Below are 4713 nucleotides of genomic sequence, written 5' to 3'. Positions count from 1 at the left end.
GCAATATCTAAGCCAGTGAGGTGTTTAGTAGCTTCCCGCACCTTATGCAGAACTTCCTCTAAATTAAATAAAGTACGACCACAGGACGGACAAGCCACATACTCCACCATAGTTTTCCGCAATCCCAGAGCTTGCAGAATACTGTAGCAAACAGGAATCTCTTTTTCTGGGGCTTCCGTAAGAGAGACACGAATCGTATCACCAATCCCCTCAGCTAGCAGAGTAGCAATACCAGCAGTAGACTTAATCCGTCCATATTCCCCATCCCCGGCTTCAGTAACACCTAAATGCAACGGGTAATCCATCCCCAACTGATTCATTCGCCGTACCATTAAGCGATAGGCGGCTAGCATCACAGGTACCCGTGAAGCCTTGAGGGAGATCACCAAATTGCGGAAATCGAGGGATTCACAGATACGAATAAATTCCAGAGCAGATTCCACCATCCCTTCTGGGGTATCACCGTAGGTAAACAGCATCCGTTCCGCTAGGGAACCGTGATTGACTCCGATGCGCATAGCTTTCCCTTGGTCACGGAGGGAAATGACTAGGGGTTCTAGGGTTTCCCGAATTTTTTCCCCAATTTCCTCAAATTCAGCTTCAGTGTATTCACTGCGATTGGCTTTGGGCTTTTCAAATACATACAATCCTGGATTAATCCGCACCTTATCCACATGCTTGGCAACTTCCAGAGCAATTTTCATGCCATTGTGATGGACATCAGCTACTAGAGGCACCGATTGATAGGTCGCTGCTAGTTTCTCTTTGATTTCGGCTAGGGCTTTAGCATGTGCCATACTCGGAACAGTGACACGGACAATCTCGCAACCAATCTCGTGCAAGCGGCGAATAGCAGCAACGGAACCATTGATATCTAAGGTATCTTCATTAATCATCGATTGCACCACCACCGGGTATCCCCCGCCAATAGTGACATTAGCCACTCTGACAGGGCGGGTTTGACGGCGGTGGATAGTAGTATCGAAAGCTGGTAATGTAGCAGCCCTTTGAGGTGTGCTTAGAGTTTGCATAACCTGTTAGTTGCTTTGGCTTAGCGAAAATAGTAGGTTTTTGTATTTATTCTCTTAGGTTCCCATAGAATCAGGCGCTTTTGGCTTAGGGGTGAGAGTTTTCTACTCAGGAAAGTCGGTAATCACCCATTCATTTAGGGGGTTGAGATAGTTTCTTGAGCCGTGCTTCCTCACGGTGCGCGTTCACGCTTAGCTTTGAAAAAGCGCGGGGTCGCACCGCTGCCAACTCTAACATTTTGTCCAATGAAGTACCGTTAATGAACTGGGATGCCTCAGCAAGGTATTGTTTATTGGGGCATTTGTTACCTAAGATAGAACCGTTGATGCAGTCTTGGGCACAATTTACATTAACTTCCACAGTACTCTCAGAGATGGTTATAGCTAGTAATGACCACCCGGGCAAATTACATTCCTCATTGGCTAAAGTCATTGCTCTCAATTTTACGTTTTTCAGGAGTCGCTTGTTTGTCTCAACTTGCTGTTCAAATTCAATTCTCTATATAATCAACTAAAGCTTTTTAATGAAATCAATTCAAATGCTAAAAGAGGTTATTGGAGTTTTCACTATGCGTCTTATTTATTAGTTCCTCAATATCTTGAGCATAAAAATCCCATAGAACAGCGAAAAATTGCTATAGATATAGCCAATCAATTAAAATACCAATTTACATTTGATATAGCTAGGTATACAGTTCACTATAATTCCCCTATCTTAAAACATGAAGACACTTATAATCCGACAAATATAGGAAACGAAGTTATTGATATTTTTTTAAAAAATTAATCTAAACAGCTATGGTGTAATTACAATTACCAAGCCCGTATTTTTGTCAAGCAAATTAAAAATTTAAATTATAGAGACTTTAAGCAAAGTCTGAAAAAATATTTATTAATTTACGTACATAATCATAAATCCTTAGCCATAGTAAATAGTAAAATTTATCAAAAAATCGATCAACTCTACATTGACTATAACCAATCAACTATAACCCTCGACTTAATTCTGCGCACCTTCAGAAGATTAGTGGAGCTTTTTACGACTGAAGATAGTCAGGAACCATCTCCTCTATTTATTTTACTAACAACTCAATAATACGCGCTCACTATTGTTAGTATTTTGCTCAAAATTGTTTTAATTTGTAAGTACGTCAAAGCACATCTAGACGTTTGTATTGCTCAAATAATTTGCTATTACGAAAACTCTCCAGAGCAATAGTGTTAGTGGTTGATAAATTTTTGGGAATTTTTCAATATTGTTCTAGGGATTTACACTCAAAATATTGAATATAATCTAATTAAAATCGGATAAGATGATCAGCCAGATAATCCGAGGGTTATTTCTTCGGATAGCTATAGAGTATTTCCACAATTAAAAGGGTCTGACCTGCGTGGTACTAATCTTAGTGGTGCCGATTTACGTAATACGAAATTAAGGGCTGCTGACCTGCGTGGTGCTAATCTTAGTGGTGCCAATTTAAGTCAGGCTGACTTAAGCCTTGCTAAACTCAGTGGGGCTAACTTAAGCGCTGCTAATCTTAGTGGTGTCAAGTTAATCACAGCTGACCTGAATAGTGCTGATTTGAGTAGTACCAACCTAAGGGGTGCTGATTTACGTCGTACTAATTTACAGCAAGCAAATCTCAGCAATGCCAGTTTGAACGAGACTAATCTGGTTCATGCTGACTTACAACATGCTGATTTGAGCGATGCCAACCTTAGTGGTGCTAGTTTGCAAAATGCCAAACTCAGTGGGGTCAACCTTAGTGGTGCTAACCTTAATCGAGGTGACTTACGCCATACTAAGCTCAATCATGCCAACCTCAGGGGTGCCAAATTGACGCAAGCTAACCTGAATAACCCTAAGCTGTGTCAAGCCAACCTCTGTCAAGCCAAGCTAAACCATAGCAATCTCAATCACGTAAACTTAGATAGTGCTAACCTTACTCAGGCTCACCTGCGTGGTGCTTCTCTGAATTATGCCAGCTTAAGGAAGACTAACCTTAGCTATGCTCAATTAAGTCATGCTCAGTTGAGTTATGGAGACCTCAGTGGTAGTGAACTCAGTTATGCTCAACTGCGTCACGTCGATCTGACTAATGCTGACTTGAGTCAGACAAATTTGATGGGTACTAACCTATTTGGTAGTAATCTTCAGAAAGCCAATGTCCAAGGTGCTAAATTTTGGTACAACGCAGTTTTGCCTGATAAAATTCAACCTGAGCTAGAACAGCGAGGAGCTATATTTATTGTTAATGGTTAATTGTTATTTAATTTTTAATGGTTAATTGACGAACAACTAAGAATGATCAAGTTTTCTAAGCAGTCAGCTATCATTCTTAAGCAGTCAGCTGAATGTTTAGGAATGATAAGTATTCAATCGGACACAATGCTACAGTGAAAGTGTCTGATATTAATGAACCTGCTTTTGCGTTGTTGCTGCCATGAGTAATTCTGCTTCCGTAAACACCAGTAACTTTTGGGACTTTGATTTTACAGCCCCTCAACCGACACAGGATACAGATTTGCTTAGGCAGCTGAATTTCGTTCCAGGGTTAAAAGACATTCTCATGGTGCGTCAGGTTCATGCTCTAGAACACGCTACTGTCTGGGTTCTAAGTCAGCGCTATGGTGCTAGTGGTGCTGGTGCAACCCCTAGCACTCCTCCATCAGATAATAATGCGATAGGAGGACTATCAACTGACCAAGGATTTTATCTCTATGGTCAGGTAAATTTGGCTGAGTTGAGACGAGCAGTACCCACTGCCCTAGAGCGACTGACTAGGGGAGAATGGAATATGGCTATCCACCCCCGCTGCGGCACGAATCTCTCAGTAGCAGTGTTTTTAGGTGCTGGACTAGGGTTGGCAGTTCATCTGTTACTGCCGCGAGGACCGATTGAACAACTGTTGGGTCTTGGCTTTGCAGGGGTGGCTGCTACTCAACTAACACCTGATTTGGGGAACTTAGCGCAACGATACTTAACTACTGCCATTCCTTTTAACCTGGCGATTGTAGACATTAGGGAAACATCTGATATCTGGGGACGTCCAGCCCATTTTGTCCAGATGCGATGGATTGACTAAGCTTCAATTGTGATTTGTCTTTGGTTAGATGAGTCCAAGAGAACCGACCGACTTATACCAATTCTTAAAATTAAGACTACAAATGGAGATGGAGATGGGGAGATGAGGAGATTTTGATTAATGGTGATTATCCGAACATGAAATAAGATGCAAGCTTTAGATGCAAGCTTGGCCAGAAAAAAAATCCCAAATTCAGACGTTATATGTAACATATATAACGTCTGAACTTTCTTGATTTATCCTGGCTAGGAGAACATTAACTGTTTCGAGAAAGGGAAGCTTTTCCAGTAGCACGTAAGCTGACTGCTGATAGCTGTTCGCGCAGCGTGCGCGTAGCGCATAAGCTTACGGTTATTAAACTCTAGCGCCACAGTTGTGAAAAGACTGAGCTCAGTTTTTGAGTCAATCCCAAGCTCTGGGATTGACTAGCTTCTTGAACCCCCGGTTCATCCTCTGGTGAATTGCCAGGGGAAATATAGCCTGCAGGAACCACCAGCAACGTAATCCCGTGTCGTCCCACCACAGTCACTTGGTCATCAGGCACAAGGGTAACTTGGGAATCATGATCACATAACCGGGCGGGCCAGTATGTGGCTTTA

General features: G+C 42.1%; 4 protein-coding genes and 2 pseudogenes. 3 read left to right on the top strand and 3 right to left on the bottom strand.

What is annotated here, in order from left to right; translation table 11 throughout:
• Positions 1-1031: (E)-4-hydroxy-3-methylbut-2-enyl-diphosphate synthase (gene ispG / locus LYNGBM3L_RS24325; RefSeq protein WP_044494629.1), on the bottom strand; the 1031-nt coding region annotated here is incomplete at its 3' end.
• A gap of 130 nt (positions 1032-1161) precedes the next feature.
• The gene (locus LYNGBM3L_RS24320; protein ID WP_008187964.1) at positions 1162-1461 is read right to left on the bottom strand and encodes a hypothetical protein; all 300 of its coding nucleotides are present in this window, start codon (positions 1459-1461) and stop codon (positions 1162-1164) included.
• A gap of 375 nt (positions 1462-1836) precedes the next feature.
• Between LYNGBM3L_RS24320 and LYNGBM3L_RS50855 the strand changes: the two are divergent.
• The 3 genes and pseudogenes from LYNGBM3L_RS50855 to LYNGBM3L_RS24310 all read left to right on the top strand — a co-directional run.
• A pseudogene (locus tag LYNGBM3L_RS50855) lies at positions 1837-2247 on the top strand (Sll1247 family protein); the annotation flags it as partial.
• Between the two features lie 120 nt (positions 2248-2367).
• Positions 2368-3291 carry a pentapeptide repeat-containing protein gene (locus tag LYNGBM3L_RS34245; RefSeq protein WP_081431919.1) on the top strand — a complete coding sequence of 308 codons (924 nt, stop codon included), beginning with the start codon at positions 2368-2370 and terminating at the stop codon, positions 3289-3291.
• Between the two features lie 181 nt (positions 3292-3472).
• Complete coding sequence (locus LYNGBM3L_RS24310) at positions 3473-4114, top strand: DUF6391 domain-containing protein (RefSeq protein WP_008187961.1); 642 nt, start codon at positions 3473-3475, stop codon at positions 4112-4114.
• Between the two features lie 361 nt (positions 4115-4475).
• On the opposite strand, the pseudogene LYNGBM3L_RS41665 reads toward LYNGBM3L_RS24310, so the two are convergent.
• Positions 4476-4713 (bottom strand): annotated as a pseudogene (locus LYNGBM3L_RS41665) (NfeD family protein); the annotation flags it as partial.

It is taken from the genome of Moorena producens 3L (assembly GCF_000211815.1).
In the GTDB taxonomy this organism is placed as follows: Bacteria; Cyanobacteriota; Cyanobacteriia; order Cyanobacteriales; family Coleofasciculaceae; genus Moorena; species Moorena producens.
Note: the sequence above shows the minus strand (reverse complement) of the source record. Positions and strands in the feature narration are given on the sequence as shown.